This window comes from Streptomyces silvae, from assembly GCF_016745505.1.
Taxonomy (GTDB): Bacteria; Actinomycetota; Actinomycetes; order Streptomycetales; family Streptomycetaceae; genus Streptomyces; species Streptomyces silvae.
On record NZ_JAERUC010000028.1, the window covers coordinates 23,862 to 49,174 of the forward strand.

20 protein-coding genes are annotated in these 25,313 nt (G+C 71.7%); 7 read left to right on the top strand and 13 right to left on the bottom strand.

Features of this window, described 5'->3' with window-relative positions:
* Positions 1-124 precede the first annotated feature (124 nt).
* Positions 125-1,765, top strand: coding sequence for a fucose isomerase (locus JKV81_RS04545; protein WP_129265504.1), 1,641 nt, complete (start codon positions 125-127; stop codon positions 1,763-1,765).
* Positions 1,766-1,844: 79 nt separating this feature from the next.
* Positions 1,845-2,993 (top strand): DUF4185 domain-containing protein, encoded by a 1,149-nt coding sequence (locus JKV81_RS04550; protein WP_202074964.1) that lies wholly within the window; start codon positions 1,845-1,847, stop codon positions 2,991-2,993.
* A gap of 65 nt (positions 2,994-3,058) precedes the next feature.
* On the opposite strand, the gene JKV81_RS04555 is transcribed toward JKV81_RS04550, so the two are convergent.
* From JKV81_RS04555 to JKV81_RS04585, 7 genes are all read right to left on the bottom strand, one after another.
* Entirely contained in the window at positions 3,059-3,274 is a 216-nt protein-coding gene (locus JKV81_RS04555; RefSeq protein ID WP_014153971.1) for an EF-hand domain-containing protein, read from the bottom strand.
* Positions 3,275-3,376: 102 nt separating this feature from the next.
* Entirely contained in the window at positions 3,377-4,543 is a 1,167-nt protein-coding gene (locus JKV81_RS04560; RefSeq protein WP_202074965.1) for a YncE family protein, read from the bottom strand.
* Positions 4,543-5,391, bottom strand: coding sequence for a polysaccharide deacetylase family protein (locus tag JKV81_RS04565; protein WP_202074966.1), 849 nt, complete (start codon positions 5,389-5,391; stop codon positions 4,543-4,545). Before JKV81_RS04565 ends, JKV81_RS04560 begins: the two co-directional genes overlap by 1 nt.
* A gap of 386 nt (positions 5,392-5,777) precedes the next feature.
* The gene (locus JKV81_RS04570) at positions 5,778-6,293 is read right to left on the bottom strand and encodes an ATP-binding protein (protein ID WP_124274774.1); all 516 of its coding nucleotides are present in this window, start codon (positions 6,291-6,293) and stop codon (positions 5,778-5,780) included.
* Between the two features lie 250 nt (positions 6,294-6,543).
* Positions 6,544-7,311, bottom strand: a complete 768-nt coding sequence (locus JKV81_RS04575) for an enoyl-CoA hydratase/isomerase family protein (protein WP_124274773.1) — start codon at positions 7,309-7,311, stop codon at positions 6,544-6,546.
* An 80-nt stretch (positions 7,312-7,391) separates the two neighbouring features.
* Positions 7,392-8,642, bottom strand: a complete 1,251-nt coding sequence (locus tag JKV81_RS04580) for a L,D-transpeptidase (RefSeq protein WP_202074967.1) — start codon at positions 8,640-8,642, stop codon at positions 7,392-7,394.
* Positions 8,643-8,845: 203 nt separating this feature from the next.
* Positions 8,846-10,066, bottom strand: coding sequence for a L,D-transpeptidase (locus JKV81_RS04585; protein ID WP_202074968.1), 1,221 nt, complete (start codon positions 10,064-10,066; stop codon positions 8,846-8,848).
* Between the two features lie 205 nt (positions 10,067-10,271).
* Between JKV81_RS04585 and glgX the strand changes: the two genes are divergently transcribed.
* On the top strand, positions 10,272-12,455 hold the full coding sequence (glgX, locus tag JKV81_RS04590; RefSeq protein ID WP_372444068.1) for a glycogen debranching protein GlgX: 2,184 nt from the start codon (positions 10,272-10,274) through the stop codon (positions 12,453-12,455).
* Between the two features lie 15 nt (positions 12,456-12,470).
* Here the strand turns inward: glgX and JKV81_RS04595 are convergent, their stop codons facing one another.
* The 4 genes from JKV81_RS04595 to JKV81_RS04610 are packed head-to-tail and all read right to left on the bottom strand — an operon-like array spanning position 12,471 to position 16,115.
* Complete coding sequence (locus tag JKV81_RS04595) at positions 12,471-13,127, bottom strand: response regulator (protein ID WP_099174390.1); 657 nt, start codon at positions 13,125-13,127, stop codon at positions 12,471-12,473.
* Positions 13,124-14,416 (bottom strand): sensor histidine kinase, encoded by a 1,293-nt coding sequence (locus JKV81_RS04600; RefSeq protein WP_202074970.1) that lies wholly within the window; start codon positions 14,414-14,416, stop codon positions 13,124-13,126. Before JKV81_RS04600 ends, JKV81_RS04595 begins: the two co-directional genes overlap by 4 nt.
* A gap of 5 nt (positions 14,417-14,421) precedes the next feature.
* Positions 14,422-15,204 (bottom strand): ABC transporter permease, encoded by a 783-nt coding sequence (locus tag JKV81_RS04605; RefSeq protein ID WP_202074971.1) that lies wholly within the window; start codon positions 15,202-15,204, stop codon positions 14,422-14,424.
* Positions 15,204-16,115 (bottom strand): ABC transporter ATP-binding protein, encoded by a 912-nt coding sequence (locus tag JKV81_RS04610; protein WP_202074972.1) that lies wholly within the window; start codon positions 16,113-16,115, stop codon positions 15,204-15,206. The genes JKV81_RS04605 and JKV81_RS04610 overlap by 1 nt, the downstream gene beginning before the upstream one ends.
* Positions 16,116-16,268: 153 nt before the next feature.
* On the opposite strand from JKV81_RS04610, the gene JKV81_RS04615 reads away from it, so the two are divergent.
* Both JKV81_RS04615 and JKV81_RS04620 read left to right on the top strand, forming a co-directional pair.
* The gene (locus JKV81_RS04615) at positions 16,269-18,083 is read left to right on the top strand and encodes an ABC transporter ATP-binding protein (protein WP_202074973.1); all 1,815 of its coding nucleotides are present in this window, start codon (positions 16,269-16,271) and stop codon (positions 18,081-18,083) included.
* Positions 18,080-19,954 carry an ABC transporter ATP-binding protein gene (locus JKV81_RS04620; protein WP_129265494.1) on the top strand — a complete coding sequence of 625 codons (1,875 nt, stop codon included), beginning with the start codon at positions 18,080-18,082 and terminating at the stop codon, positions 19,952-19,954. Before JKV81_RS04615 ends, JKV81_RS04620 begins: the two co-directional genes overlap by 4 nt.
* Positions 19,955-19,993: 39 nt before the next feature.
* Here the strand turns inward: JKV81_RS04620 and JKV81_RS04625 are convergent, their stop codons facing one another.
* Positions 19,994-20,623 (bottom strand): TetR/AcrR family transcriptional regulator, encoded by a 630-nt coding sequence (locus tag JKV81_RS04625; RefSeq protein WP_202074974.1) that lies wholly within the window; start codon positions 20,621-20,623, stop codon positions 19,994-19,996.
* On the opposite strand from JKV81_RS04625, the gene JKV81_RS04630 reads away from it, so the two are divergent.
* Entirely contained in the window at positions 20,589-20,789 is a 201-nt protein-coding gene (locus tag JKV81_RS04630) for a hypothetical protein (RefSeq protein WP_236055267.1), read from the top strand. The genes JKV81_RS04625 and JKV81_RS04630 overlap by 35 nt on opposite strands.
* 378 nt (positions 20,790-21,167) lie before the next feature.
* Positions 21,168-23,210, top strand: a complete 2,043-nt coding sequence (locus JKV81_RS04635; RefSeq protein ID WP_129265491.1) for a M4 family metallopeptidase — start codon at positions 21,168-21,170, stop codon at positions 23,208-23,210.
* A gap of 83 nt (positions 23,211-23,293) precedes the next feature.
* On the opposite strand, the gene JKV81_RS04640 is transcribed toward JKV81_RS04635, so the two are convergent.
* On the bottom strand, positions 23,294-25,105 hold the full coding sequence (locus tag JKV81_RS04640; protein ID WP_202074991.1) for an ATP-binding SpoIIE family protein phosphatase: 1,812 nt from the start codon (positions 25,103-25,105) through the stop codon (positions 23,294-23,296).
* Between the last annotated feature and the right edge of the window lie 208 nt (positions 25,106-25,313).

A 25,313-nucleotide genomic window follows, 5' to 3' on the forward strand; every position in this document is an offset into this window, starting at 1 on the left:
GCGCCCCCGGCACGGCACACCCCTGACCCCGTCGCGCGGCACAGCGGCGCGACGCGGACGACGGCACGGCACACCGCACGACCCACGGCACGACACGGCACACAGCACGACATCTGGAGACCGCATGTCCCACACCCCGTACACCCTGCCCGAACTCCACCGTCCGCCCGTCGCCGAGCCCGGCACCGTCTACACCGTCGCCAGCGGTGACCTGCGCCCCAGCGCCAACACCACCTGCTGGCCGGCCCAGGAGAAGCTGGAGAAGGACCTCACCGCGGCCGTCACCGCCCTCGGCCACCGGGTCAGGCGCGGCCACGAGGTCGACGCGGCCAAGGGCCACGGCTTCATCGACAGCCAGCGCCGGGGCATCGAGGTCTTCAGGGACGTACCGCGTGACGCGCCTCTGATCGTCGTCGAGGGCGTCTGGCAGTACAGCCACCACGTACTCGCGGGACTGCGCGACCACCGCGGGCCCCTGCTGATCGTCGCCAACTGGAACGGTGAGTTCCCGGGCCTGGTCGGTCTGCTGAACCTCGCCGGCAGCCTCACCAAGGCGGGCCGGGAGTACTCCCTGTTGTGGAGCGTCGACTTCACCGACGCATGGGCGCGCGAAGGCCTGCGCACCTGGCTGGAGACCGGCGCCCTCACCCACGACACCAGCCATGTCCGCGACCTGCCCGGTCTGCCCCGGGACGCCGAGACCGAGCTGGGTGCGGCGCTGGCCCGTGAGCTGCGTGAGGAGAAGGCGATCATCGGCGTCTTCGACGAGGGCTGCATGGGCATGTACAACGCGATCATCGACGACGAACTGCTCAACCCCCTCGGCATCTACAAGGAGCGCCTGTCACAGAGCGCCCTGGTCGCCGAGATGGCCCGGGTCCCCGACGAGGAGGCTAGCGCCGTACGGGCCTGGCTCGACGCGGCGGGCATGACCTTCCACACCGGCACGGACGAGGCCACCGAGCTCACGGACGCCCAGCTGCACAGCCAGTTCAAGATGTACATAGCGGCGCTGCGGATCTCCGACGACTTCGGCCTGGACGCCGTGGGCATCCAGTACCAGCAGGGCCTCAAGGACACCGTCCCGGCGAGCGACCTGGCTGAGGGCCTGCTCAACAACGTGCAGCGCCCGCCGGTGCGCAGCCGCGACGGCTCCCGTGAGCTGTACGCGGGCGCGCCGCTGCCGCACTTCAACGAGGTGGACGAGGGCGTGGCGGTCGACTCCCTCGTGACCAACCGCATCTGGACGGCGATGGGTCTCGACCCCGCGACCACCCTGCACGACATCCGCTGGGGCGAGGAGTACGACGGCCGCTTCGTCTGGGTCTTCGAGATCTCGGGCGCGGTCCCCGCCTCGTTCCACGGCGGGTACGACAAGTCGTGGAGCATGCGCCAGCCGCCCATGTTCTTCCCGCTCGGCGGCGGCACGCTCAGCGGCGTGTCACGGCCCGGTGAACTGGTCTGGTCCCGCGTCTTCCTGATGGACGGGGTCCTCCACGTCGACCTCGGGCGGGCGACCGCCCTGGAGCTGCCGCAGGAGGAGACGAGGCGCCGGCTCGACGCGACCAACCCGCAGTGGCCCATCATGCACGCGGAGCTGCACGGGGTCAGCCGCGACCAGTTCATGGCCCGGCACCGTGCCAACCACCTGAACGTGGCCTACGCGCCGGACGCGGCCACCGCGGACAAGGCGCTGCGCGCCAAGGCCGCACTGTTCGCGGAACTCGGTGTCGAGGTCCATCTGTGCGGCGACGTCGCCCTGTAGGCGTCCCTCACGGCGGCGGCGCCCACGTGAACACGAGAGCACGTGACCGATCCACAGGCCCCACCACGGAGGAGTTCACATGTCAGCTTCACCGAGTTCATCGAGTCCGTCCGACCCGTCGGGTTCGCCGGGTTCGTCGGGCGCGCCGGGAGTTTCACGCGGGACGAGCCGCCGCACGGTCCTGGCGGCGGGTCTGGGCCTCGCCGCCGCGACGGCCGGGCCGGCCGTCGGCGCGCCGAGGGCCGTCGCCGCGTCCCCGGCTGTCACGGCGGTCACCGGCAGCAAGGTCAGGAACCTCACCGGCCCGGCCGAGACCGGGGGCTTCGCCGCGCCCTGGACCGATCTGGGCATCCCGGTCCGCTGTCCGGACGGCTCCATGCTCTTCGTCTGCGGGGACACGTTCGACGGGGCGGGCGTGGGCGGGCCCGACTGGCGCGCCCCGGTCGCCCTGCGCGCGTCGTCCCCCTCCCTCGACGCCCTGGTCGTCGACGGCAGTGTGGGCGGCTCGCACGCGGTGGGCCTGGTCCCGGAGGGCCACGAGAACAACACCACCGCCATCCCCTCGGACGTGTTCACCGTCGGCGGCACGATGTACATGCACCTGATGCGGGGCGTGCTGTACCGGACGCACCACTCCGACTTCTGGCGCTCGGACGACAACGGTGAGACCTGGCAGTACCTGTGCCAGTGGCCGGGCGATCTGTACGGCGGCCAGTTCCAGCAGAAGACGTACGCCGTCGCCGACGACGGCTACTGCTACGTCCTGTCCTCGGTCTTCAACCGGGAGATCGCCTCCGACCTCCTGCTGCACCGGGTCCGCCAGGGCCGGCTGGGCGACCCGGCGGCGTACGAGCCGTGGGGTTACGCGAACGGCGCCTGGGCCTGGGGCAACTACCCCACCTCGGTCACCGGGCGCCGCAGGTGGGGCGAGATCTGCTTCCGCGCGATGGGCGGCGGGTACGCCCTCACCTGGCTGAACATGGACGTCCTGTCGATGCGCGCCCAGTTCTTCGCCCTGCCGACCAGCGATCTGTTCGCCACCCCGGAACAGACGATGATCGTCCCGACGACACCGGGCCACGAGACGGGCAACGCCGTCGCCAGTCCCTACGGCGGATTCATCGTCCCGGGCTCGACGTCCGACGACTTCCACATCGCCGTCAGCCAGTGGTACGACAACCAGAACTACCGGGTGATGCAGTACCGCATCGACGGCCTGTCCGCGTAGCGCTCCGCCGTCCTCCGGGGCACCTGGTCGCACAGGTGCCCCGCCCGCGCGTGCACGTGTGTCCGTCAGGCCTTGTTCTGCGAAGCCCAGAACTCGTCGAACGTGAGCTCGCCGTCGCCGTTGCCGTCGTGGGCGTTGATGACGGCCTGGGCGACCGTCTCGGTGACGTACGGGTCGCCGAGCTGCGCCATGGCGCTCTTGTACTCGGCGGCCGTGATGCGGCCGTCGCCGTTCTGGTCGAAGCGCTCGAATGCCGTGCGTGCCGACTCGATGTCCGCCACTGTTCCGCCCCTTCGTTAAGCGTCGTTGACGAAGGTCAGATTATCCGGCTGTCCGGACGGCTGATCTGCCGGGCGACCGCGCCCGGCACGCCCCGGGATCCGTCAGCGGAAGACGCCGGTGTGGCCGAGGGAGTAGCGGCCGGGCTGCGGATAGACCGCGAGGCCGTGCGGACCGCTGCCGACCGGGATCCGGGCGAGCTGCTTGCCGCTGCGGGTGTCGATGGCGTAGACCTCGGCGTCGTAACGCCCGGAGAGCCAGAGCACCTTGCCGTCCGCCGAGACGCCGCCCATGTCCGGGCTGCCGCCGTCGGGGAGGTGCCACTTCCCGGTGAGCTTGTCCTTGCCGAAGTCGAAGACCGACACGGAGCCCTCGCCCCGGTTGGTGACGTACATCTGCCGGGAGTCCCGGCTGACGTAGAGCCCGTGGGCGCCCTTGCCGGTCGGCAGGAGCTTCGGTGTGGTGAACGCCTTGCCGTCGAGCACCCACATGCCGTCGGCCATCATGTCGGCGATGTAGAAGGCCGAACCGTCCGGGGAGAGCTTCACGTCCTGGGGCATCGCGCCCTCCTTCGGCAGCTTCTGCTCCCCGATCACCTCCATCTTCTCCGTGTCGACCTTGAGGAGTTCGCCGGAGAACTCGCAGGAGACGATGAAGTACCGCCCGTCCGCCGAGAAGTCCGCGTGGTTGACGCCCGCGCAGTTCACCGGAACGGTCTTGGCGACCTTCATGGTCTGCGGGTCGCGGAAGACCAGTTCGCGGTCCATGGAGGCCATGACCACGGCGTACTTGCCGTTCGGGGTGAAGTAGAGGTTGTACGGATCGGAGACGTCGAGCGTCCGGCCTGCCTTCCCGGTGGCCGGGTCGATCGCGGTGAGGCTGTCGCCGAGGTCGTTGTTGACCCAGAGCGTCTTCAGGTCCCAGGAGGGCACGACGTGCTGCGGCTGGTTGCCGACGGGGATGGTCTCGACGACCTTGTACGTCGCCGGGTCGATCACCGACACGGTGTTGCTGTTGGTGTTGGGGACGTAGATCCGGGAGGGGAAGTCCTTGACCGCCGGGGCGAGCTTCCCCGCGCGGTCCGCCGCGTAGACGTCCTCGGGGTCCAGGACGGGCGGCATCCCGGGCAGCCCCGCCGGGGCCGCCGGCCGGTCGGCGGCGGCCTCCGTGCGGGAGGCGGCGGGGCGGGCGTGGTCCGCGGGGGCGGCGCAGGCGGCGAGCGCGGCGACGAGCAGGGCTGCGGCGGTGAGGGCGCGCGGGGAGGGAGGCATCAGGTCAACAGCTCCGTGGTGGTCACCGCGCGCAGTTGGCGCCGGTCGATTTCGGTGAGGAGGAGGGGCAGCGCGGCGACGGTGTCGCGGTAGCCGAAGTGCAGGCTCACCACGGAGCCGTTGCGGAGTTCGCCGGCGACCTTGCGGGTGACGGCCGCGACCCCGGGTGAGGTGAAGTCGAGGGAGTCCACGTCGTAGGAGAGCACGTGCGGGTATCCGGCCCGGCGTGCGAGGTCCTGGACGAGCGGGGTGGCGTGCTGGGCGCGCGAGGGTCTGAACCAGGTGCCGATCGAGCCGGTGAGCCGGCGCAGCCGCCGGGCGCAGCCGTCGATCTCCTCGTACGCCCGTGTCTCGTCCATCGTGTTGATGTCGAGGTGGCTCTGGGTGTGGTTGCCGAGGTCGTGGCCGCCGTCGAGGATCCGGCGGGCCATGCCGGGGTTCTGGTCGAGCCAGCTGCCGACGGCCAGGACGGTGAGCCGGGCACCGGCCCGTTCGGCCGCGGCGAGGACGGCCCGGGCCAGGACGGGGTCGCCCTGGCCGTGGAAGGTGAGGGCGACCCGGGGGCGGCTGCGGGGGCCGTGCTCGATCTCGGCCGGCTGCCCGGGGAGGCGCCGCGGGGCGGCGGCCGGGCGTACGGCGCCGTGGGCCTTCCGGGCACTCTGCGGTCCGGGGCTGCCGGGGGTGGCGCCCGGGGTGCCGGAGGTGTCCTCGCCGTTCCGCGCCGTACGGGCCGGGGGCCGCGTGGTTCCGTCCGGTGCGCAGCTCACGGCGGAGGCACCCGCCAGGACCGCTCCGGCCGCCGTACGCAGGGCGCCGCGGCGGGCCACCGGTGTCCTGCGACCGCTCATGGGCGTCCACCTCGGGTCGGTTCGGGTGCTGCTTCGACGGGACCCGAGACACAGTAAGGCGACATGTATGGAAATACCGTGGTGGCGGGATGGAGGAACCACCACGCGGTGTTCGATGAATCACCGAGCGAAGTCGGCCGATACGCAGAGAATGCCAGGTGCGTGACCCATCACACCTGCGATTCATTACCCGAATGAGCAGATTTGTGGCGACATGCCCGTTTTAGGGTTTTGGCTCCGGGGTCGCCCGTCTGCCATAGTCGGGAGCACGACCTCCTCCGACCCGAGCCAGGTCCCCCGTGCGGCCGTGGACACACCCCCCATTCCGCGGCCCCCTCAGGAACCCCCGACGCGCCTCACCCAGGCCGACCGGGGGTTTCTGCGTGTCAGCGGTCGGTGGTGCGCATCTCGAACCAGGTGGTCTTCCCGCGCGGTAAGAGATCCACACCCCACCGGTCGGAGAGCTTGTCGACCAGGAAGAGGCCGCGCCCGCTGACATCCATCTCCCGTACGGGCATGAGGCACGGCAGCCCGCGCGAGGGATCGCGCACCTCGATCCGGACCCAGCCGCGCCGGCGCAGCATCCGCAGGCCGAAAACCCGCGCCCCGGTATGCCGTACCGCGTTGCCCACGAGCTCCGAGACCAGTAGCACACCGTGTTCGGCGGTCTGCGGCGGAAGCTGCCACTGACGCAGCATCACGCACGAAGTGATCCGCCGGGCGGTCGCCGCGGACTCCGGACGGGAGGGCAGCCGGACTTCGCCCTCCGTCGGATTTCCGAACAACTCCAGCGCCTTGAACGCCTGTTCGTCTTCGACGGCAGTCGTCCAGCGCGCCGCTGTCGCACCACTGTGCGGTCGCGGCTGTTCCACACCCTCGAGGCCCGCCATGCTCACCATCATGGCCGTACAGAACGCTCTCTGTGACCGTTCCGGTGAATCCCCTTACCGGAACCAGTCATTCCGGGCCGTTTCAACGGCATATGCCAGAGGCAGAAAAGGCCCCCGTGCAGCCACATCCACCTGCGGCGACGACGGGAGCCCAGGTAATTGCACGAGCGGGGCGGACGCCGGGCCTTAAGGTTCTCTTAAGGTCCAGCTAATCCGCCCGCACGGATGAACGTGCGCGCCTCTGTACGCAACTCACGCTCGGTCAGAGGAATCGGGCCTTGCCCGGCCCCTCCTCCACGAAGCTGCGCATGCCGCGCTCGCGGTCCTCGGTGGCGAACAGGCCCGCGAACCAGTTCCGCTCGATCGTGAGCCCGGTGTCGATGTCCGTCTCCAGCCCCGCGTCCACGGACTCCTTGGCGGCCCGCAGCGCCAGGGCGGGCCCCTGCGCCAGCCGGGCGGCCCAGGCGCGCGCCTGCTCGTACACCTCGGCGGCGGGCACCACACGGTCCACGAGGCCGATCGCCAGGGCCTCCTCGGCCTTCACCTGACGGCCCGTGAAGATCAGGTCCTTGGCCTTCGACGGCCCCACCAGCCGGGCCAGGCGCTGGGTGCCGCCGGCGCCGGGGATCAGCCCCAGCAGGATCTCCGGCTGGCCGAGCTTCGCGTTGTCCGCGGCGATCCTGAAGTCGGCGCAGAGCGCGAGCTCGCAGCCGCCGCCCAGGGCGTAACCGGTGACGGCCGCGACCACGGGCTTGGGGATGCGCGCCACGGCGGTGAAGGACTCCTGGAGGGCCCGGGAGCGTACGACCATCGCCGCGTGGTCCATCGCCTGCATCTCCTTGATGTCCGCGCCCGCCGCGAACACCTTCTCGCCGCCGTAGAGGATCACCGCGCGCACGTCCTCGCGCCGCCCGGCCTCCTCGGCGAGCTCGCGCAGCCGGTCCTGGACGGCGACGTCCAGGGCGTTCATGGGCGGCCGGTCCAGCCGGATGGTGCCGACGTTGTCGTGTACTTCGAGGGTTACGGTCATGGGAGGCAGGTTAACCGCCGCTAACGCGGGCGGGCCCGGTGCCGTTGGTCACAGCACCGGGCCCGCCTCGTGGAGCGGATCTACTTGATCCACTCCGACCAGTCCATGTTCCAGCCGTTGAGGCCGTTGTCCGGCTGGATCACCTTGTCCTTGGAGTTCTTGACGATCACGACGTCGCCGATCAGGGAGTTGTCGAAGAGCCAGGCGGCGGGCGTCTTGCTGTCCCAGGCGCCCCGCACGTCCCGCAGGCCGACACAGCCGTGGCTGGTGTTGGTCGTACCGAAGATGCCGGACCCGCCCCAGTAGTTGCCGTGGATGAAGGTGCCCGAGGTCGACAGGCGCATGGCGTGCGGCACGTCCTTGATGTCGTACTCGCCGCCGAAGCCGACGGTGTCGCCGTTCATCCGGGTCACCTTGAGCTTCTCGCTGATGACCATCTGGCCGTTGTACGTGGTCGTGGCCGGGGCGCCCGCGGAGATCGGGATGTCCTTGATCTGCTTGCCGTCACGGACCACCTTCATCCGGTGGGAGCTCGCGTCGACCGTGGAGACCTGGCTGCGGCCGATGGTGAACTTCACGGTCTTGGCCTGCTTGCCGTAGACCCCCGGCCGCCCCTCGACGCCGTCGAGGTCCAGGCGCAGGGTCACCTTCGTGCCCGCCGCCCAGTACTCCTCGGGGCGGAAGTCGAGGCGGTCGTTGCCGAACCAGTGCGGCTCGATCTGCACGGCGGGCTCCGCCGTCACGCTGATCGCCTTCTCCACGGCGTCCGGGTCGGTGATCCCCCGGGTGAAGTGGATCGACACCGGCATGCCCACGCCGACCGTCGAACCGTCCTCGGGCGTGTACTGCCCGATGAAGGTGTTCTGCGGGACCAGCGTGGTGAAGCTGGTGTCCTTCGCCGACTGGCGGCCCTTGTCGTCCTTGGCGACCGCGTGCACCGTGTACTTGGTGGCGGCGGCCAGATGACGGTCGGGCACCCAGCTGAGGCCGTCCGCGGCGATCTTGCCCGCGACCGCCCCGCCCTTGGGGTCGGCGACCTTCACCGTGGTCAGCTTGCCCTGCGCGGCCGTGACCTTCAGCGCCCCGCTGGTCGCCACGTCGTCCGCGCCGTCCTTGGGCGCGATGGTCACCACCGCCTGCGAGGCGCTGGTGTCGTCGACCTTCCCGCCCGGCTTCCCGCCGTTCTTGTCGGCGGCGTTCCCGTCACCGCCGCACGCGGTCACCAGCAACAGCAGCGCGCCCAGTACCAGTGCGAGAAGTCCGCGGGCTCCGCGCCCGCGCCGTTCCCCGCCCGCGCCGGCCCATGCCCCCGATATCGGCTGCCCGTTCAATGTGGTCGTCTCCCCTCGCACGGCCTGGCCCCGCCATGGCCCGCACCCCCGCGCGCTGTACATACGCGCTCGGCGCTAGATAATCACACCGCGCGTGGGGAGAACTCCCCCGGAATGTCACTGTTCCGTCCCAAGTCGGCCCGGGCCGCCCCCGGGTGGTCCCGGAGAGCGCCCCTCCGGGACCTTCCCTGGTCAAAACGGGGTCAGCGCAGGGCGGAGCCCGCCTTCCACTGCGCCCAGCCGATGTTCCAGCCGCCGAGGCCGTTGTCCGGCGCGACGGTCGCGTCGGTGGAGTTGACCACCTCGACGACGTCGCCCACGAGCGTCCGCTCGAAGAACCAGCCGGCCGGGGTGTCCGAGCTGCCGCCCTTCACGTCACGCAGCCCGATGCAGCCGTGGCTGGTGTTCTCGGAGCCGAAGATGTCCGGGGACTCCCAGTAGTTGCCGTGCAGGAAGGTGCCCGACTTCGTCAGCCGGATGGCGTGGGGCACGTCCTTGATGTCGTACTCACCGCCGAAGCCGACGGTGCTGCCGTCCATGCGGGTCACGTCGTGCAGCTCCGAGACGACCATCTTCCCGTTGTACGTGGTCGTCTTCTCGGCGCCCGCGGTGATCGGCACCGTGCTGACGACCTCACCGTCGCGGCGCACCTCCATGGTGTGTGCCTGGGCGTCCACCACGGACGTCTGGGAGCGGCCCACCCGGAAGGACACCTCCTTCTGCTGGCTGCCGTAGACCCCCGGCGCGCCCTCCACGTCGCGCAGGCCCACGTCGACGGTGACCTCGGTCCCCGGCTCCCAGTAGGTGGCGGGGCGGAAGTCGAGCCGTTCCTTGCCGAACCAGTGGCCGACGACCTCGACCTCGGGTTCCGTGGTGATCCGGATGGCCTTCTCCACCGCGGCACGGTTCTTGACGGGCCGGTTGAAGTCGAAGGAGACGATCATGCCGGTGCCCACGGTGGACCGGTTCTCGGGCTTGAAGTAGCCGATGAAGCGGTCCTTGGGGACGAGCGTGGTGAAGGTGGTGCTGCGGGCCGAGCGGTGGCCGTCGCCGTCGACGGCGACGGCCTCCACGCTGTACTTCCCGGCCAGCCCCAGCCGGTACCCGTCGTCCCTGGGGGCCCAGGACCGGCCGTCCTGCGCGATCCGGCCCGGCACCTCCCGGTGTTCCGCGTCCTCCATCCGGGTCACCTTCACCCGCTCCAGCCGTCCGTCGGGGACGGTGACCTGGAGCCGGCTGTCGGCGCCCACGTTCTCGGCGCCGTCCTTGGGGACGATCCGGATGGCGTCCCCGGGTGACCGGTCGTCCCCGAAGAACGACGTTGCCTCGGTGCAGCCCGTCAGTACGGCCAGCACGGTGAACAGTCCTGCCCATGTCAGCACGGCGGCCGAACCCGCCCGTGCTCTCTTCGCTACGTGGTTCACGCCTCCCCCAACGACGTGGCCGCCCCGGGGAAACGTGAGTGCGGGCCGCCCGGTGGGCAGAACAGAGGGGAGGACACCGCTCGGAAGACCGCGGCCGGGACGCCGCGCACTCCTACGGCGGGTGGCCGCTCCTACGAGCCGCAGGAGGCTAGAGGTGTCGAGCACAGCCGAGCAGGAGGAAACGCCGCGTACGACGGGGAGAGTGATGGCGGCCCCGTCGGCCCCGAAGGACCGACCGGACGAACCACCCGTATGGCCGGGTGCCCCGATGCCGCTGGGCGCGCGCTTCCGGGTCGGGCCCGACGGGGTGGCGGGCACCAACTTCGCCCTCTGGGCCGGTGGCGCCGAGGCAGTCGAGCTCTGCCTCTTCGACGAACGGGGCACCGAGACCCGTCTCCCGCTGACCGAGCTGACCCACGAGATCTGGCACGGCTTCGTCCCCGGCGTCGGCGCGGGACAGCGGTACGGCTACCGGGTGCACGGCCGCTGGGACCCCTGGACCGGTGCCCGGTGGAACGCGGCCAAGCTGCTCCTCGACCCGTACGCCCGCGCGGTGGACGGGTCGTTCACCCTGCCGCCCGAGGTCTACGGCCATGTACGGGACTGGCCCGAGCAGCACGTCGCCGACACCGTGCGCGACGACCGGGACTCCGCGCCGTACGTCCCCAAGGCCGTCGTCGTGCATGACGACGACGACTGGGCGGAGGACCGCAGGCCCAAGACGCCGTGGGCGGACACGGTCATCTACGAACTGCACGTACGCGGCTTCACCCGGCTCCACCCGGACATCCCGCCCGAGCTGCGCGGCACGTACGCCGGACTCGCGCACCCCGCGGCCATCGGGCACCTGCGGCGGCTCGGTGTGACGGCCGTCGAGCTCCTTCCCGTCCACCAGTTCGCCCACGAGGACCATCTGCTGCGGCGCGGGCTGCACAACTACTGGGGCTACAACTCGATCGGCTACTTCGCCCCGCACGCGGACTACGCGGCCAGCGGGACGACGGGCGGCCAGGTCGGCGAGTTCAAGCAGATGGTGCGCGCCCTGCACGACGCCGGGATCGAGGTGATCCTCGACGTGGTCTACAACCACACGGCGGAGGCCGGCGAACTCGGCCCGATGCTCTCGCTGCGCGGCATCGACAACCGCGGCTACTACCGCCTCCAGCAGGACGCCCGCCGCTACGCCGACTACACCGGCTGCGGCAACACCCTCCACGTGGTGCAGCCGCAGGTCCTCCGGCTGATCACGGACTCGCTCCGCTACTGGGTGACGGAGATGGGCGTCGACGGCTTCCGCTTCGACCTGGCGGCGGCGCTCGCCCGCTCGATGCACGACGTGGACATGCTCTCCCCCTTCCTCGCGGTGATCGCCCAGGACCCGGTGCTGCGCCGGGTCAAGCTGATCGCCGAACCGTGGGACGTCGGCAACGGCGGCTACCAGGTGGGCGCGTTCCCGCCGCTGTGGACGGAGTGGAACGACCGCTACCGCGACGCCGTACGCGACTTCTGGCGCGGCGCCCTGCCCGACGTACGCGACATCGGCTACCGGCTCACCGGGTCGAGCGACCTGTACGCGTGGGGCGGCAGGCGGCCGTACGCCTCGGTCAACTTCGTCACCGCGCACGACGGTTTCACCCTGCGCGACCTGGTCAGCTACCAGGACAAGCACAACGAGGCCAACGGCGAGGGCAACCGCGACGGCACCAACGACAACCGCTCCTGGAACGGCGGCGCCGAGGGCGAGACCGACGACCCCGACGTCAACGCGCTGCGCCTGCGGCAGCTGCGCAACCTCCTGACCACGCTGCTCCTGTCGACCGGGGTGCCGATGCTGGTCGCGGGCGACGAGATGGGCCGTACACAGGGCGGCAACAACAACGCCTACTGCCAGGACAACGAGGTCAGCTGGCTGGACTGGTCGCTCCTGGAGGAGCCCCGCTGGCGGGGACTGACGGAGCTGACCGCCCGGGTGCTGGCCCTGCGCCACCGTCACCCGGTGCTGCGCCGCCGGGCCTTCTTCGCCGGGACGCCGCAGGCGCCCGACGGGCTGCGGGACCTGGCCTGGTTCACCCCGCAGGGCGAGGAGATGACGGAGGACGACTGGTACGCGCCGGCCGCGACGCTCGCCCTCTACCTGTCCGGGCGCGACATCCCCGGCCGGGACGCCCGGGGCGGGCAGATCACCGACGACAGCTTCCTGGCGGTCCTGCACGCCGACCACCGGCCCTGCGCGTTCCGGCTCCCCGGACCGCCCTGGGCCCAGGCCTACGAACTGGTCCTGGACACCTCGCGGGAGGACCAGTCCACGGCTCCGGGCACGCTCCACCGGGGCCGTTCGGAGCTCACGGTGGAGGGCAGGTCGGTGCTGCTGCTGCGGGTGGCGGAGTAGGCGGGCGGGGCCGGCTCAGCCGAGGATGCCGCGTTCGTAGGCGAGCGCGACGGCCGCCGCGCGGTCCTTCGCGCCCAGTTTGGCGAAGACATGGGTGAGGTGCGTCTTCACGGTCGCCTCGCTGATGAACAGCTCGGCGGCGATCTCCCGGTTCGAGGTGCCCCGGGCGACGAGCCGGAGCACCTCGCACTCGCGCGCGGACAGCGACTCGTGGCCGGGCGCGGCCGGGGCGCGCACCCGTGAGACGAGCCGGGAGGCGACGGCCGGCGACAGCACGGTACGGCCGTCGGCGGCGGCGCGTACGGCGGTGAAGAGCTCGTCGCGGGGCGCGTCCTTGAGCAGATAGCCGGTCGCGCCCGCCTCGATGGCGGGCAGGGTGTCGGAGTCCGTGTCGTACGTGGTGAGGACGAGCACCCTGGAGCGGGCGCCGAGCCGGGTGAGCTCGGCGATGGCGGCCACTCCCCCGCCGCCCGGCATCCGCAGGTCCATCAGGACGACGTCGGGGTCGAGGCGGGTGGTGAGCTCCACGGCGGCCACGCCGTCCGCCGCCTCGCCGAGCACCTCGAAGCCGGGCGCGGAGCTGAACATCCCGCGCAGACCGTCCCGTACGACGGGGTGGTCGTCGACGAGCACGAGGGTGATGACGCGGGTGGTTCCGGTGGCCTCGTTCATATCGGCTCCAGGTTATCGGCCGCGGCGCGGCGTACGAGCGGTACCCGGGCGGAGACGGCCGTGCCCAGACCGGGTTCCGACTCCACCTCGACGGTGCCGGCGATCCGCTCGGCGCGGGCCCGCATCCCGCCGAGGCCGAAGCCGCCCGCGCCGCTGCGCGGGGGCAGGGCGGCGGGGTCGAAGCCGCAGCCGTCGTCGCGTATGTCCAGGGTGATCTCGTCGCCCATGTAGGAGAGGGTGACGCCCGCCCGTGCCGCCCCCGCATGGCGGGCGGCGTTGGCGAGGGCCTCCTCGGCGATGCGGAGCAGGGTGGCGCCGACCTCGTCGTGGAGCGGTTCGACGGTGCCGGTGACGGTGAGGTCGGCGCGTGCGCCCGTGCGGCCCGCCCAGTCGTCGACGGTCCTGCGGAGCGCGCCCGGCAGGTCGTCGCGCTCCAGCGCGGAGGGCACCAGGTTGTGCACGGAGCGGCGGGCCTCGCCGAGGCTGTGGCGGGCGAGCGCCGAGGCACGGTCGAGGTGTTCACGGGAGCGCGCGGGGTCGTCGGTCGAGGTGACGGCCTGGAGCTGGGCGATGATCCCGGTCAGGCCCTGCGCGAGGGTGTCGTGGATCTCGGCGGCCAGCCGGCGCCGCTCGTCGGCCACCCCGGCCTCCCGTGCCTGGAGCAGCAGTTGGGCGTGCAGGGTGGCGTTCTCGGCGAGGGCCTGTTCCAGCCGGGTGTTGGCGAGTTCCAGCTCGGAGATGGTCTCGGTCTGGCGCCTGGTCCGCTCCGCCTCGCGGGCGCCGATGTTGCCGAAGAACAGGGCGAGGGAGGCGTGCAGGACGAAGAGGGCGCCGAAGGCCGCCCAGTTGGTGAGGGAGGCCGGGGGCATCCCGCTTCCGGACTGGGAGCCCGCCATGGTGACGGCGGTGCACAGCATCCCGGCGCGTGCGTACCGCTTCGGCAGCAGGTCGCCGACGTCGAAGTAGCCGATGATCGCGTAGATGGAGAAGAACGGGTTGCACCAGCAGAGCGCGAACGCCAGCACGGTCCGCAGGACGTAGTACACGACGGCGGCCCGGGGGTGCGGGGCCGCGTCCCGCCGGGTGCGGCCCCACCACAGCTGGAGGGCGCAGGCCGCCGCCGTCAGGGCACCCGCCGCGTACACGTCCCTCCCGGACATCCCGACGAGGCCGGAGGAGAGCGCGGCCATCAGGACGGCGATGCCCAGGAGGGTGTACGGGCCGTACCGGTGGAAGCGCCGCTCCATCGTCGTACCGTCCCGTGCCGTCCCCACGACGACCGTCCTCATCTGTGTCACTCCCAGCGGAAGAGCCTGGTCGACGCCGTGCCCAGCGCCGCGGTCCACACCATCATGACGCCGAGGTGCGCCCAGCCCGGCCAGTGGCCGAGACCCGCCTGGTCCAGTGCCTGGGAGGCGGCGCCGAAGGGTGTGAACTCGACGATCCGGCGGAGCAGGTCGGGCATGGTCTGGACGGGCACCCAGACCCCGGCCGTGAACATCATGACCAGGTACGCCACCGAGCCGACGGCGGCCGAGACCTTGGTCGTCCTGGACAGCGCGCAGATGGTGGCGCCGAGCGCGAGGACGCAGGCGACGGCCAGCAGGAGCGCCAGGGCGTAACCGTCGGTCCGGCGTGGCAGGGGCACCCCGAAGGCGATCCGGCCGACGGCCATGACGAGGACGGCGGAGCCCAGCGAGGCCGCCCCGTGCAGCACGATCTGCGCGGCGAGCAGCGCCGAGGGGCGTACCGGGGTGGCAGACATACGGCGCAGGATGCCGCGTTCGCGGTAGCCGGCGAGGACGGGCGGCATGGCCTGCAGTCCGGCCATGATCAGGGCGAGCAGCACGGCCACGGGGACGTACAGCTCGATGACGCTGCGCCCGCCGAGGTCGTCGGTCTCCTCCCGGAAGGACGGGATGAGGCCGAGGATCGTGAGGAGGGCGGCGGGGAAGACCAGGATCCAGAAGAGGCTGCCGGGTTCCCGGAGGAAGAGCCGGGTCTCCGCCCTCAGTACGGCGGTGAGCGGACGGGGCGCCGGGGTGGCCGGCACCGGGGCGGTGGTGGTCGTGGGCATCAGGCGTCCTGCTCCGTGAGGTCGAGGAAGGCGTCGTCCAGGCTGGTCTCCAGGACACGGAGCCGGCTGGCGGTGATGCGGAGTCCGGCCAGCAGCGAGATCACCGCGTCGGCGGTCGCGTCGGTGCCGTGGACGGTGATCCGGCCGTCGTGGCCGTCGGTGGAGACCGACACCGCGCCGGGGAGCCGGGCGAGTTCGCCGGGGTCGGGGAGCGGCTTCGAGGGGGTGAAGGAGATGACGGTGGAGCCGGCGGAGCGGTCGATCAGTCCGGAGGGGGTGTCGAGGGCGGCGAGGCGGCCCTTGTCGATGACGGCGATCCGGTCGCAGAGCCGCTGGGCCTCCTCCATGAAGTGGGTGACCAGGACGACCGTCACCCCGCCGTCCCGTACCTCCTCGATGAGCTGCCAGGTGTCGCGCCGGGCGCGGGGGTCGAGGCCGGTGGTCAGCTCGTCGAGGACGACCACGCGCGGGTTCCCGATGAGGGCGAGCGCGATGAACAGCCGTTGCTTCTGGCCGCCGGAGAGGGTGGCGAAGCGGCGGTCGAGGTGGCTGTCGAGGCCGAGCCGTTCGGCGAGCGCGTGCCGGTCGGCGGGGCGCGGGTAGAAGGCGCTGTAGAGCTCCAGCGCCTCACGCACGGTCAGCTTGGGCTGGAGTTCGCTCTCCTGGAGCTGGGCGCCCAGCAGCTGGGTGACCTCGTGCCGGTCGGTGGCGGGGTCGAGTCCGGCGACCCGGACGGTTCCCGCGTCGGGGATCCGGAGGCCTTCGACGCATTCGACGGTGGTGGTCTTGCCGGCTCCGTTGGGGCCGAGGATCCCGAAGATCTCCCCCTCGTCGACGGTGAAGTCCACCCCGTCGACCACCGGGCGCCCGCCGTAGGCCTTGTGGAGCCCGTGTACTTCGATGATTGCCATGCCCGCAAGGATTCCGGCGGGCGGGCGGCCCCGGTATCCGCCGTCACGCTCGAACCGGCATCATCCGATCGGTTGACCGGGCACTGCGACCCACGGCGTGTGACCGGAAAACCACGTGAGCGATGTCAGTGGTGAACCATAGGCTCGCTCCTGATGCCCGAAAAACCTGCAGAGCCCACGGACCGGTCCGCCGTGCGCTCCCTCCTGCGACTGTGGCCCTATGTCAGACCGGTGCGCCTGCGCTGGATCAGTGCCGCCCTGGTGGCGGTTCTCGCGTCCTGTCTCGCCCTGGTGATCCCACTGATCCTGAAGTGGATGGTGGACGGCCCCGTCGCGGACCGTGATCCGGGCGGGGTCTGGCTGGGGGCGCTCTACCTGTTGCTGCTGGGGATCGTCGAGGCCGGGCTGTTCGGGCTCCGGCGGTGGCTCGTGGCCCGGCCGCTGGCGGGGGTGGAGGCGGCGATGCGCGCCGATCTCTACCGCCATCTCCAGCGGCTGCCGGTGGCGTTCCACGACCGCTGGCCCTCGGGGCAGTTGCTCTCCCGCGGGACCACTGACCTGATGCTGCTGCGGATGTTCCTGGCGTTCCCGCTGACGTTCCTGCTGGTCAACGGCACGACGATTCTCGTCGGTTTCGTCATCCTGTTCGTCCAGGAGTGGTCGCTGGGGCTGGTGCTGCTCGCGCCGGCCGTTCCTCTGATGGTCCTGTGCTCGCTCTTCGAGACGAAGTACGCGCTGGTGGCACGGAAGGCCCAGGACCAGGTCGGCGATCTGACGACGGTCGTCGAGGAGAGCGTGCTGGGCATCCGGATCGTCAAGGGCTTCGGCCGCAACCGCAGCCAGGCGCTCGCCTTCCGCGCGCTGGCGCAGCGGCTGCGCGCCACGGAGCTGGGCAAGGCCCGGCTGCTCGCGGGCATCTGGGCGCTCATCACCGCCATCCCGGAGCTCGCGATCGGCGCCGCGCTGGTCCTCGGCACGATCGAGGTCGCGAACGGCGGGCTGTCGGCGGGCACGCTCGTCGCGTTCCTCTCGACGGCGCTGGCGCTGCGCTGGCCGGTCGAGTCGATCGGCTTCCTGCTGGCCATGAGCCAGGAGTCGGCGACGGCCGCCGACCGCTACTTCGAGGTCATGGACGTCGCGGAGGAGCCGGAGCCCGAGGCACCGGGAGAAGCGGCCGGAGCGGGCCGGGGCATCGTCTTCGAGGGGGTGGAGTTCCGCTATCCCGACGCGGGTCCCGGCTCACCGCCCGCCCTCGCCAGGATCGATCTGCACATCCGTCCCGGCGAGACGATGGCCCTGGTGGGAGCCACGGGTTCCGGGAAGACGACGCTGACGGCGCTCGTCCCCCGGCTGCACGAGGTCACCGGCGGCCGGATCCTGCTGGACGGCGAGGACATCGCCACCATGCGGCGGTCCCGGCTGCGCGAGCTGGTGTCGGTGGCCTTCGAGGAGCCCACGCTGTTCTCGGCGACCGTCGGGGAGAACGTGCTGATGGGCGCGGAGGGCGCGAGCGAGAAGGAGCTGCGCCGGGCGCTGTCGGTGGCGCAGGCCGGTTTCGTGCACGACCTTCCGCAGGGCGTCGGCACCCAGGTCGGCGAGCAGGGGCTCAGCCTCTCCGGCGGCCAGCGGCAGCGGCTCGCCCTGGCCCGTGCCGTCGTCGGGGCACCGCGCTTCCTGGTGCTGGACGACCCGCTCTCCGCCCTGGACGTGCACACGGAGGCGCTGGTGGAGGCGGCGCTGCGGCGCGTGCTGGAGGGCACGACGGCCCTGGTCGTCGCCCACCGGCCGTCCACGGTGATGCTCGCGGACCGGGTGGCCCTGCTGTCCGGGGGCCGGATCACCGCCGTGGGAACCCATCAGGAACTCCTGCGCACCCACGCCGAGTACGCCTGGCTGATGTCCGGGGCCGGGGACACCGGCGCCCGCGACACCGGAGTTCTCGTTTCCGAGGAGGGCAGCACCCGATGACCAGTACGACTGCCGACGGAGCCGCCCTCGCCGACGAGGACCTGCCGGACGGAGACGCCGGGCCCCGCGAGCCGGGCGGCGCGGACGCGTTCGACGCCGACGCCCTGCCCGCCCCCCGGGGTGCCACCCTGGCGCTGCTCACCTCTCTGCTCGCGCCGCTGCGGGCCCGGGTGGTCGTGGCGTCCCTGCTGCTGCTCGTCCAGCAGGCCGCCGTGCAGGCGGGGCCGCTGCTCGTGGCGTACGCCATCGACAGCGGTGTGCCCGCGTTCCGGGACCACGACTACGGCCCGCTGGCGGCCGTGGGCATCGGGTACGCCGTGTGCTCGGTCGGCGCGGGGCTCCTCCAGTACGCCTTCATCCGGGCGGCCGCGCGGATCAACCAGGACGTGCTGCTCGATCTGCGCGGCCGGATCTTCCGTCACGCGCAGGCGCTGAGCGTCGACTTCCACGAGCGCTACACCTCCGGCCGGCTGATCTCCCGCTCGACCACGGACGTGGAGTCCCTGCGTGAGCTGCTGAGCGAGGGCCTCCAGGAACTCATCGGGGTGGTCCTGTCGTTCGTGTCGATCTCCGTGATGCTGCTCTGGCTCGACCTCGGCATCGGTGCGATCGCCGTGGCCTCCTTCGGCCCCCTGTATCTGCTGGTGCGGGCGTACCAGCGGCGGGCCGCCAAGGCGTACTCGGCGCGTTCCTCGGCGATCGCCGCGGTCATCGTGAAGTTCGCCGAGACGATGAACGGGATCCGTCCGGTGCAGGCCTTCCGCAGGGAGCGCGCCAACGACCAGGACTTCGCGGTGCTCAACCGCGGCCATGAGCTGAGGAACGGCGACGCGCTGCTGGAGATGGCCCGCTATGTCGTCGGCTCCCGGCTCGTCGCCAACACCGCGGTGGCGGCGATGGTGCTGTGGGGCGCCTACCGGGTCGCTTCGGACACGCTGGCGCTCGGTGTCCTGGCCGCCGCGGTGCTGTATCTGCGGCGGCTCTACGACCCGATCGACCGGCTCGCGATGTTCCTCAACTCCTACCAGTCGGCGGCGGCTTCGCTGGAGAAGATCGCGGGCCTGCTGGCACAGACGCCCACCGTGCCCGAGCCCGTGGCACCGAAGGTGCTGCCCGCGCTCGCCGGTGAACACCCGGGCCGCGAGGTGGTGTTCGACGGGGTGCGGTTCGCCTACCGTACGGGCGGCGAGGTCCTGCCGCGCTTCGACCTGACGATCCCGGCGGGCCGGACCGTGGCCGTGGTCGGCTCGACGGGGGCCGGCAAGTCGACGCTGGCCAAGCTGCTGGCCCGCTTCTACGACCCGACGGAGGGCCGGGTGCTGCTCGACGGCACCGATCTGCGCGATCTGGCGACGGCCGAGCTGCGGCGCGGTGTGGTGATGGTGACCCAGGAGGCGTTCCTGTTCTCCGGGACGATCGCCGAGAACATCGCGATCGGCCGTCCGGAGGCGACACCCGAGGAGATCGAGCGCGCGGCGAAGGCCATCGGGGCGCACGACTTCATCAGCTCGCTGCCCGACGGGTACGACACGGACGTCCGCAAGCGGGGCGGCCGGATCTCCGCCGGGCAGCGCCAGCTGGTGGCCTTCGCGCGGGCGCTGCTCGCGGACCCGGCGGTACTGATCCTCGACGAGGCCACGAGTTCGCTGGACATCCCGGGCGAGCGTGCGGTGCAGCGGGCGATGGACACGGTGCTGCACGGGCGCACGGCGGTGGTGATCGCGCACCGTCTGTCGACCGTGGAGATCGCGGACCGGGTCCTGGTGATGGAGCACGGCCGGATCGTGGAGGACGGCACCCCGGCCGAACTCATCGGCGGTACGGGGCGGTTCGCGGGCCTGCACCGCGCGTGGAAGGAGAGCCTGGCCTGAGGCGCCCCGGGCCGGGGCGGCCCGGAGCCCCCGGCCCGGTCAGGCGGCCGGTCCGTAGGCCCGCAGGAAGGTGTCGACGGCGGCCCGGGCCACCGCCCGGGTCTCGGCGGCCGGGACCGTGCGGGTGCCCAGCCGGGTGCGCGCCTCCATGGGCCCGGTGAGCAGGGAGAGGAGCTGCTCCGCCGCCAGGGCCGGGTCGCAGGGGCGCAGCCGGCCGGCCAGCGAGAGCCGGGCCAGCCGGTCCGCCAGCGCCTCGCCGAGCCGCCCCTGGGTGCGGTCCTGGACGGCCGCGATCAGGTCGGGGAAGCCTCCGACCTGGGCGTACGTCAGCCATCGCAGCGCACGGGCGCGTTCGCCGCAGCAGACCTGGAGCATGCGGTACGCCGTGTCCTCCAGGGCGGCGCGAAGATCGTCACCGGGCGCCCGCAGCTGTTCGGCCACGGCGAGGTTCTCCGCCATCGCCGTGTCGGCGGCCGCCTCGATCGCCTGCCGGAACAGATTCTCCTTGTCCCTGAGGTGGTGGTAGACCGTCGGCTTGGCGACGCCCGCCTCCTCCGCGATCTCCCGTACGCAGGCGTTCTCGTAGCCCCGGCGCGCGAAGACGGTGAACGCGGCGTCGAGGATCGCCTGCCGCTTGTCGATACGTCCCCTCGAAGGCGACTTCACCATCCTCCCCCGGCCGGCCAGGCTCTCGGCCGTACGGCTGTCCGACGACCTGGACCCGGGCCTCGGCGAGCGGATCATGGCGATGCACCTGAAGAAGGTGGCGACGTACCCGGAGTGGGGCCGGCTCCTCGACGCCATCCCCGACGTACGCGTCTCCACCGAGGCCTGACGGAGGCCCGACGGGGACGACCGGAGAACGGGACGGCGCGGAACTGGCCACAGTTGCGCGCCGTCTCAGCCCGTGGTCCCCGTCCGCTTCCGCATGCCCGCCCCGCGTGCCGAGGCTACCGACGGAAACCCCTCTCTGCCCTGCGGTGTACGGAGGATGACCGTCCCATCAACCCCGCACGCCACACGGATGACACACGGCGAAACGTCCGCTTAACGAACATGACCATTCCGGCAACGGACGAGATCCGGCCAATGTGTTGACGCGGTCCTGACACACCCCTGTTCCGGCTGACACTCTTCCTCCGTTCCACGCACCGCCTGCTCTGCCGGCCCGCTCACCCAGCGGGTCGTGGCCCCCCTCGCAGAAGGAGTCCGCGTGAGACCCACGCCCAGCCGTCGTGCCACCGCGACCGGCGCTCTGATAGCCGCAACCGCCCTCCTCGCCGTCGGAATGCAGGGCGGTGCCGCAACGGCCGCCCCGGAGGGCGCGAGTGCCGCCCCCGCCGCCGCCGTGAAGGGTGCCGACCCCGGCGCGCTCCCCGCGAAGCTCAGCCCCTCCCAGCGTGCCGAACTGCTGAAGGAGGCCAACTCCACGAAGGCGGCGACCGCCAAGGAGCTCGGCCTCGGGTCCACGGAGAAGCTCGTCGTCCGCGATGTCGTCAAGGATGTCGACGGCACCACGCACACCCGCTACGAGCGCACCCTCGACGGCCTCCCGGTCCTCGGCGGCGACCTGGTCGTGGCCGAGTCGAAGTCCGGGACGACCGAGGGCGTCACCAAGGCGTCCAAGGCGACCGGCGCCCAGCTGAAGGCGGTCGGCACCACCGCGGACGTCGCGCCGGCCACCGCCGAGAAGCAGGCGCTCACCGCGGCCCGCGCCGACGGCTCGAAGAGCACCGAGGCCTCCTCGGCCCCGCGCAAGGTCGTCTGGGCGGCGAGCGGCACCCCGCAGCTCGCCTACGAGACCGTGGTCGGCGGCCTCCAGCACGACGGCACCCCGAACGAGCTGCACGTCATCACGGACGCCTCCTCGGGCGCCAAGCTCTTCGAGTGGCAGGCGATCGAGAACGGCACGGGCAACACGCAGTACAGCGGCACGGTCACGCTGGGCACCTCGGGCTCCGGCAGCTCGTACAACCTCACCGACACCGCCCGCGGCGGCCACAAGACGTACAACCTGAACCGCGGTACGTCCGGCACCGGAACCCTGTTCTCCGGCACCGACGACGTCTGGGGCAACGGCAGCGCCTCCAACACCGAGACGGCCGCCGCCGACGCGCACTACGGTGCCGCCGAGACGTGGGACTTCTACAAGAACGTCATGGGCCGCACCGGCATCAAGGGCGACGGCGTCGGCGCGTACTCCCGCGTCCACTACGGCAACAACTACGTCAACGCCTTCTGGTCGGACAGCTGCTTCTGCATGACGTACGGCGACGGAAGCGGCAACCTCGCGCCGCTGACCTCCCTGGACGTCGCGGCCCACGAGATGACGCACGGCGTCACCTCGAACACCGCAGGCCTCAACTACAGCGGTGAGTCCGGCGGTCTCAACGAGGCCACCTCGGACATCTTCGCGGCGGGCGTGGAGTTCTACTCCAACACCGCCACGGATCCGGGCGACTACCTCGTCGGCGAGAAGATCGACATCAACGGCGACGGCACGCCGCTGCGTTACATGGACAAGCCGAGCAAGGACGGCGCGTCCAAGGACTCCTGGTACTCGGGCCTCGGCTCGGTCGACGTCCACTACTCCTCGGGCCCGGCGAACCACTTCTTCTACCTGCTCTCCGAGGGCAGCGGCGCCAAGACCGTCAACGGCGTCTCGTACAACTCCCCGACGTCCGACGGGCTTCCGGTGACCGGCATCGGCAGGGACAAGGCGCTGCAGATCTGGTTCAAGGCGCTCACCACGAAGTTCACCTCCACCACGAACTACGCCGCGGCCCGCACCGGCACGCTCGCCGTCGCAGGTGAGCTGTACGGCACCACGAGCGCCGAGTACACCGCGGTCGCCAACGCCTGGGCCGCCATCGCCGTGGGCTCCCGGCCCGGCGGCGGCACCGACCCGGGCGGCAAGGTCTTCCAGAACACGACCGTCAAGGCCATCGCCGACCGCAGCACCACCAACTTCCCGGTCGTCGTCAGCGGCGTCTCCGGCAACGCGCCCAGCAACCTGTCGGTCGCGGTGAACATCAGCCACACCTACCGTGGTGACCTCGTCCTCGACCTGGTCGCCCCGGACGGCACGGCGTACCGCCTGAAGAACTCCTCGTCGAGCGACTCCGCGGACAACGTGGTGGCGACCTACACGGTCAACGCCTCCTCCGAGGTGGCCAACGGCACGTGGAACCTGAAGGTCCAGGACGTCTACTCGGGCGACACCGGCACCTTCAACAGCGTCAAGCTCACCTTCTGAGCACCGCCCGACGACGCTGAACGGGCATCACAGGACGATCGGGAAGGCCCCGGGGAGCACGCTCCCCGGGGCCTTCCCCCGTGTCAGTGGGCGGAGTTCGCGCCCCGGCCGGGTATGTTCTGCTCCGCCCAGACGATCTTGCCGGCCGCCGTACGGCACGAACCCCAGCTGCGGCACAGCAGGTTGATGAGCTGGAGCCCCCGGCCGCCCTTGTCGCTGAGGTCGGCGTGCTGGATCTGCGGCAGGTCCGGCCCGGTGTCGGCCAGCTCCACCTGGAGCCGTTCGTCGCACAGCAGCCGGAGCCGGCCGGGGCCGCCGCCGTAGCGCAGGGCGTTGCCGACCAGTTCGCTGACCACCAGCTCGGTCACATCGGCGAGTTCGGTCAGGTCCCACCGCGCCAGCTGCTCGGTGACCAGCTTGCGGGCCACGGAGGCCGGGTTGCCGTCCGTGGGCAGGTCCCACTCCCGCAACCGCACGTCGGGGCCGAGCTCGTGGCCGCCCGCGACGAGCAGCACCGCCTCGTCGAACCGGCCGTCGTCCTGCCGCGGCGAGGTGAGCGGTCCCCCTGCGTCGAGCTGCTCGGGCGTCATCGCGGCCACGGACGCGCGCAGCCCCTCCAGCTGTACGTCGACGTCGTCGGTGCGCGTCTTGATCAGGCCGTCGGTGTAGAAGACGAGCCGGCCGCCGACCGGTCCGCGCAGCCTCAGCGGGTCGTACGGGATGACCCCGGCGCCCAGCGGCGCTCCGACCGGCACGTCCGGGTAGGCGGCGGTCCCGTCCGCCTCCACCAGCAGCGGCGGCGGATGGCCCGCGCTGGCGATCGTGTAGCTGGAGTCCGCCGGGTCGTAGACCGCGCACAGACAGGTGGCGACCTGGTCGTCCTCAAGGTCGCGGGTGGCCAGGTCGAGCCGGGCGAGCAGCCGGTCGGGGGCGATGTCCAGCATCATCAGCGTACGGGCGACGGCCCGCAGCCTGCCCATCGTGGCGGCGGCGGGCAGACCGTGCCCGGTGACGTCGCCGACGACCAGCGCCGTACGCCCGCTGGGCAGCGCCACCACGTCGTACCAGTCGCCGCCCACCCCCTGCGCGTCGACGGCCGGGGCGTAGTGGGCGTGGACCCGCAGGCCCGGGGTGTGCGGTGTGGCGCGCGGGAGCAGGGAGCGCTGGAGCGAGACGACATGCTCGCGCTCACGTCCGTAGAGCCGGGCGTTGTCCATGAACACAGCGGCCATGGACGCGAGTTGGCTCGCCAGGTCCAGGTCGGCACGGCTGAAGGGCGGGCTGTCGCCGGCGCGTACGAAGTCGGCGGAGCCCAGCAGGACCCCGCGGGCGGTCAGGGGCACGGCCATGTAGCTGTGGACGCCCTGCCGGCGCATCGCCTCCGCCGCGCTCGGGGTCGGCGCGACGCGGTCGTAGTCCTCCGGGGTCATCCGGCTGACCAGGACGGGCCGGCCGTTGCGGAGGCACTCGGTGGTCAGCAGGGTCTCGCGGCGCTCCCGGCGGTCCACCACCTCGCCGACCGGGGCGGGTTCGAGTTCGTCCAGCGCGTCGATGGCCCGCACCGCCATGGCCCGGGTGACGGGCACCGCGGCGCCGGTGACCCGCTCCCCCTCCTCGCCGCGCAGCACGGACTCCAGCAGATCCACGGCGGCGGCGTCGGCCAGCCGCGGGACGCTGAACGCGGCCAGCTCCTCGGCCGTCCGCTCCAGATCGAGCGTCGTGCCGATCCGGGTGCTCGCCGCGTTGAGCCAGCGCATCCGGGCCGCGGTGGTGAAGCGGTCGCCGCGCGGCGGTCCGGCGGGTTCCGGCCGGCGGATGTGCAGCTGCCGGGAGGTGCCGGCCTGCGCGGCCAGCCGACGGGTCAGGCGTCTCGCTCGGCCTCGGCCGCCGTTCACCGTGCTGACCTCCACTCGCGCCCGGGGGGACGCCTCGCTGTCATACCGGCGGGCGCGGGGCCGCACCGGCAGGGCTGTCATGTTAGCGAGATCACGGCGAAATCACCCCTGCCGGTACCCGGCGGACCCGGGCGGGCACGGAGGCGGACCCCGGCGGGCGGGAGAGGCGGACCCGGGCGGGCACGGGGAAGGGCCCGGCGCGAAGTGC